Origin of the sequence: Streptomyces sp. (assembly GCF_019510245.1) — a bacterium.
GTDB lineage: Bacteria > Actinomycetota > Actinomycetes > Streptomycetales > Streptomycetaceae > Streptomyces.
The window spans coordinates 1-5,368 of sequence record NZ_JAEKKT010000322.1 but is presented as its reverse complement, the minus strand read 5'-3'; the positions used below and the strand labels follow the sequence as shown (position 1 = coordinate 5,368).

Annotated in this window: 8 protein-coding genes; 2 read left to right on the top strand and 6 right to left on the bottom strand. The window is 67.7% G+C overall.

Annotated elements, in window-relative coordinates; translation table 11 throughout:
• The coding region (locus JF597_RS50090) for a sigma-70 family RNA polymerase sigma factor (protein ID WP_294012886.1) at positions 1-230 on the top strand (230 nt) is incomplete at its 5' end.
• A gap of 123 nt (positions 231-353) precedes the next feature.
• Here the strand turns inward: JF597_RS50090 and JF597_RS50085 are convergent.
• Both JF597_RS50085 and JF597_RS50080 read right to left on the bottom strand, forming a co-directional pair.
• Entirely contained in the window at positions 354-539 is a 186-nt protein-coding gene (locus JF597_RS50085) for a hypothetical protein (protein ID WP_294012883.1), read from the bottom strand.
• 209 nt (positions 540-748) lie between these two features.
• Positions 749-1,660 (bottom strand): helix-turn-helix domain-containing protein, encoded by a 912-nt coding sequence (locus JF597_RS50080; RefSeq protein WP_294012880.1) that lies wholly within the window; start codon positions 1,658-1,660, stop codon positions 749-751.
• 112 nt (positions 1,661-1,772) lie between these two features.
• On the opposite strand from JF597_RS50080, the gene JF597_RS50075 reads away from it, so the two are divergent.
• A complete protein-coding gene (locus JF597_RS50075) occupies positions 1,773-2,702 on the top strand; it encodes a LysR family transcriptional regulator (RefSeq protein WP_069759918.1) in 930 nt (309 codons plus the stop codon).
• Between the two features lie 218 nt (positions 2,703-2,920).
• On the opposite strand, the gene JF597_RS50070 is transcribed toward JF597_RS50075, so the two are convergent.
• The 4 genes from JF597_RS50070 to JF597_RS50055 form a co-directional block, all read right to left on the bottom strand.
• On the bottom strand, positions 2,921-3,652 hold the full coding sequence (locus JF597_RS50070; RefSeq protein ID WP_294012875.1) for an alpha/beta hydrolase: 732 nt from the start codon (positions 3,650-3,652) through the stop codon (positions 2,921-2,923).
• A gap of 56 nt (positions 3,653-3,708) precedes the next feature.
• Positions 3,709-4,335 (bottom strand): HAD family phosphatase, encoded by a 627-nt coding sequence (locus JF597_RS50065; protein WP_294012872.1) that lies wholly within the window; start codon positions 4,333-4,335, stop codon positions 3,709-3,711.
• Positions 4,332-4,952: a hypothetical protein gene (locus JF597_RS50060; protein ID WP_294012869.1), complete on the bottom strand. Its 621-nt coding sequence runs from the start codon at positions 4,950-4,952 to the stop codon at positions 4,332-4,334. The genes JF597_RS50065 and JF597_RS50060 overlap by 4 nt, the downstream gene beginning before the upstream one ends.
• A 57-nt stretch (positions 4,953-5,009) precedes the next feature.
• The coding region (locus JF597_RS50055; protein ID WP_294012866.1) for a hypothetical protein at positions 5,010-5,368 on the bottom strand (359 nt) is incomplete at its 5' end.

The following is a 5,368-nucleotide window of genomic DNA, read 5'->3' as shown; positions in this document are numbered from 1 at the left end:
TCATCGGCAACCAGGACCCGGCGCTCGGCCTGGTCGAGGACTTCCACGCCCTCGCACCGATGATCGCCGAACTCGACGAACGCGACCGGAAGATCATCCACTGGCGCTTCGTCGAGGAACTCACCCAGGCCCAGATCGCCGAACACCTCGGCGTCTCCCAGATGCACGTCTCCCGCCTGATCACTCGCCTCCTGGCCCGCCTGCGCGAGGGCATGCTCAGCAGCCACTGAGCGCTGCCGCCGGTCGGCGCGGACGGGTCGGTGTCCGGCCCCAGCGCGGGCGATCGGTGGCAGTCGAACCGCCGTGCGGGTCAGCATGAACCGAGCTGATGCGAATGGCGAGGCTCGCGGCGCCTACTGGTAGCAGGGAGGCCCGCACTGGACCGTGACGGTGCCGTTCGGCCCGTCGGACGCGGCCGGGACGGCCGGCACCTTGCTGGTTTCCCACGGCATCGGTGCCGCCATGGCGGGTGCGCCGATTGATCCCAGGGCGATTGCAGCCAGGAACACCACGGTGATCGCCCGCTTGTGCACGTTCATTTGTTCCCCCATCGGTCGTGTCCGACGTTGTTCCCGCCCGCTAGGGCGCCGTCATCGTCACGCTCTGGGGCGGTGCCGACCTGGTGGCGATGACGGAGCAACAGCCGAGCACCAAGAGCGCGATCAGCGCAGCCTTGACGGCACGCCCCATGTGGTTCTCCCTGGTCGTCAACGGTTGCGAAAAGAGTGCCACGCCCCTGCACGGGCCGCTATGTTTTCGAACCTCTTCGAAACGTCGTCCCGGTGCCGGCCAGCAGGTTGAGGGCCAGGGGCGTCGCCGTGTGCTCGACGTGCTTGCCGTCGCGCCTGCTGACGACGAGTCCCGCACCGCGCAGGACACCTACCTGATAGCTCGCACTGGCCGGTGCGAGCCCGAGAGCCCGCGCCAACTCGGTGGTGGTACGGGTGCGATGACCGGCCACGTCGACGAGAACAGCGCTTCTCGTCCGCCCGAGCAATCGTTCCAGCCGCTCCTCGCCGGCTTTCGCGATGTCGAGCGGCTGCTTCATGACGGGGTAGACGAGGACCGGGTCGAGGTCGGGATCAGCAAGGGCCGTGGGTCTGCGCCAGCAGAAGTACGACGGCACGAGCGTCAACCCCCGCCCTTCCAGCCGCAGTTCCCGGTCGACGGGATAGTCGACTTCCAGATACGGCGGGTTCCATCGCGCAAAGTGGGGTTCCAGGAGTGTCCGGAACGAGGCCCGTAGAGCGTCGGAGACCAGTGTGAGCGAGGCGACGGCCGGTTCGTGGGGGCCACGCATCCAGCCCGGCACCGGCCTTGTGTCGGCGAATCGCGTCAGTTCCGCGGCTAATCGATCACGGGGCGTCGCCCGTAGCGTGTCGAGCCCCGCCTCCAGGCACTCGCCCGTGGCCGAAGGCGTGAGGAAGTCGGGGATGTAGCCGGAGGCCGGGATGACGCTGCGCAGGGTGTGCAGGGCATGCGAGGCGCGTCGGTCCCGCGACAGCCGCCGACCTGTCTCGCGGCGCCAATGCCCGAACTCCACCAGCCCCTGGGACGTCTGGAGGCGGCACACCGCGCACATCAACTCCCACAGCGGTTCTGGCTGTTGGGCGATCCGGATGTTCTCCAGATCGCGCCAGCCGAAGTGGATACGAAGCAAGTGGCTCCTTGCGAAGGGAGGTAGTCGGCCCCATAGATCCTGATGTAGTGGGTCTGGAGGGGAAAGCCGAGAGCTGGGAGAGGATGACCTTCTTGTCGATAAACTTTCGTTTATGAGTCCTGGTGGCGGATCCGGTGCCAAACGAGAGCCGAGCTTCCACCAACTCCGGCTCTTTCTGGTTCTCGCGCAGGAGCTTCACTTCGGGCGCGCGGCAGCGCGGGTCTACGTCACTCAGCCCGCCTTCAGCCAGCAGATCCGGTCGTTGGAGCAGCGGCTCGGTGTCGTACTCGTCGAACGCGGCGGCGGAAGTGTGCGGCTCACCGCGGTCGGCCGGTCCATCGCCGAGGAGGCGGGGGCAGTGGTCGATGCCATGGCCCGGCTGCGTCAGGCGGCCGACCGTCATGCCGGCGCGGCGCGCGGGCTCCTGAGGATCGGCAGCCTCGGGGCCGAGGCCGCCATGCCCTACGCCCAGGCCATCCTGTCCCGCCTGCGCGGAAAGCACCCGGATCTCGAGATAGAGGTCCGCAACCTGACCTTCGTCGACATGTTCAGCACTCTGCTCACCGGGGAGGTCGACGCCGCCTTCCTCCGCGGCCCCCTGCCCGGCGGGATCCAGTCCCTCCAACTGGCCACCGAGACGCGGGTGGTCTGCCTGTCCGCCGATGACCCGCTCGCCGGCCGGGACATCCTGACGCTCGGCAACCTCGCCGATCGTATGGTCGTCGACATGCCGCCGGAAGTGCCCCGGTCATGGTGGAACCACCTGACCGTCAATCCCCGCCCCGACGGCACAACGGTCCGCTTCGGCCCCGTCGTCAGGGACACCGAGGCCATGGTCCTCGCCGTCACCCAAGGGAGGGCGATCACCTTCCTGCCCTCCGCGGCCCGCCGCCTGTACCCGCGCGCCGGCATCACCTACGTCGACTGCCCCGAACTGGGCCTCTCCACGGCCGAACTGGCCTGGCTTCCGGACCACCGCAACGCACCGGCCGTCTCCGCCCTGCGCGAGGCAGCCCGCCAGACAGCCATGTCGGAGGGGTGACGAGAACGGGACGTCGGCGGCGACAGCGCACCGAGGGTGGCGAGTTCGACGACCTCGGAGTACCGGTCCCAGAAGGGCGTTTCGCGCAGTACGTCGATGGCAGTTCAACACCGCCTCCCCGGGAAAACGGCAAGTGTGCTGCCACCCGCCGGGCAAGTCCTATTGCCGCGCCGGCCACACTCTGGCCAGTGCGCGCTGAACGCTCCCATCTGGCGACATCAGCCAAGGTGTCGAGCGAAGAAACGTAGCGCGCTGTCCATCTCGAACGCCGGGACCTCACCGTGCTTGCCGGGGTTGGCGTGCAGTGTCTTCTCGGTTGAGGCGAAGGCGTCGAACAGTGCCAGGCTCTGGGTCCGTGGCACTCGTTCATCGTCCCACTGCACGAGGAACTCAACCGGGACGGTTATCCGCGCGGCGGCCTCGGCTGACACCTCGGAACCGGCCAGGCCCAGCACCGCCGCCCGGACGCGCGGTTCGGTGGCGACAAGCGGGACGCCGATCACGCAGCCCAGCGACACACCCCAGTAGCCAACTGACCCAATGCCAACGTGACTTAGCATCTGGACCGCGTCGAGGACTGTCTGCCATTCCGGCACAATCTGGCCGACAACGAGCGCCTGGAAGTCGGCGATCAGCGGGGCCAGTCCCTCACGGGCGCCGAGCCGGGCCTCGTACTCGGTCGCAATCCGGGTGAACTCCTCATGTTCCGGCCGGTCACCGTGGCTGGGCGCATCGACAGCCACCACGGCGAAACCGCACTCGGCCACGAAACGGCGCGCACGGGCCACGATGTCAGGGGCCTTCCTGCTCTGACCGCCGCCGTGCCCCAAGACGATCAGGGGGCGGGACCCGTCGGCACCTTGTGGAGTCCACAGCGCTCCAGGGATGTCACCGAGGAGGAAGAGCTGTTCGAAGACGCCGTCGGACGACGTCTCAGAGGTAACGCGCATAGCGTCGTGGGCCTTTCGGGATGCGAAGCTGTAGGGAGACCCGTGCCCAACCGTGGTCAGACGGGCCGGAGCAGTCCCAGGTCGGTCAGCAGGTCCGTGGTGTCCGGGCCCGAGGTCCACAAGTGGGCGTTCCAGCCGGCGTCCAGGGCGGCGTTCACGTTCACCAGGCGGTCGTCGATGAACAGGACTGAGTCGGCCGGGAGCGCCAGTTCCTTCGTGACGTGGTGGTAGATCGCGGGGTCGGGTTTGGCAAGGCGGAGTTCGCACGAGAAGAACCAGTCGGTGATGTACTCGGCCCACGGGGTCGCGCGGGCGGCCGTGGCCATCTCGAGTGTCGCGTTGGACAGTACCCCGACGCGGATGCCGCTGTCCGACAGGGCTTTGAGGAGGGACATGGCGTCAGGACGGATGGTCGTCCACGCTTGGGTGTCGATGTAGGTCAGGTCGGCGATGAGGCTGGGTGTCACAGGGGTGCCGAGATCGGTGAGGACTGAGGTCCAGAAGGCCTGTGCCGTACCGCCCCGGTCGTACGCGTCACGGTGCGCCCAGTAGGCGGTTTCCACAGCCGCAGGCCGTTGGGACAGGCGCGCCGCCAGAGATGCGTACAGATCGGTCGGGGTGGCGAGCACTTCACCGAGATCGAAGATGACAACGCTCGCGGCGGTTGCCCTGGAGGGTGTCATACGGCCTCCCACGAGTGGAGGTGGCGCCACGACATGTTCTCCCACCAGTGGCTGCTCCAGTCGGCCTGGAACTCGAACAGTGAGTACCAGCGTGCGGCGAAGGACTCGGGCGCGTGCACCGGGAGGCCTGCCAGGAAGTCCCCGACCTCCTTGCTCAGCCGGTTGTCGACGGCCAGTTCGTGGCTTGCCAGGCCGAGATGCGCGGCGAACCTGTACCCGGCCACCGGGGTCACCAGGAAGTCGTCGACGGGGACCGAGAGCGGTGCCACCGCCTTGGCCACCGCGCCGGCGACTCGGCCGAGCGGCTCGTTGGGCCGGTTCCCCGACGTGTCGAGATTGATGTTGTATTCGTAGGCGCCTGTCCCTGTCCGGGTGATGCCCTGGTTGTAGACGGGGAATGGCGTGACGTTCTCGAAGACGGGATCGAGGGCGGCGATGAGTTCGGCCTCGGTGGCGCGGGTGCACAGATTCCCGATGAGGGTGGCGTGCGGTGGGAACGCCCCTGCCGATACGAGTCCGAACTGCCGGTCCAGGGCGAACGTCACCTGGGTGACGGCCCAGCACGTGGCCGGGTCGGGCCGGAGGAAAATGCCGTAGCGGATGTCCGTCAAGGTCATCCCTTTCTGTTCTGGCGGTGGCGGTGGCGGTGGCGGTGATGGTGATGGCTGGGTCGGCTACTGGCCTCGCTGGCCCTGGTAGGCCTTCATCGCCTTCTTGGCGTCGGCGGCTGCCTGGTCGAGCGCCGCGTCGATCGACTTCTGGCCTGCGAAGGCGGCCTGGATCTGGTTGATGTTGCCGGTGCGGATGGCGGTCATCGCACCGGTCACGCAGCCGGCCGGTGCCGACGCGATCGGGGTGTTCTTGATCTGGGTGGTGAACGTCTGGAAGTTGGGATTCGCCTTGAGGTACGCCTGCTGGGCGGAGGACGCGTCGGTCTTGGTGTTGACCGGCACATATCCGGTCGCGTGGCTGAACTGCTCCTGAGCGGCGGCCGAGGTGAGGAAGGTCTCCAGCTTCCAGCCGGCCACCTTCT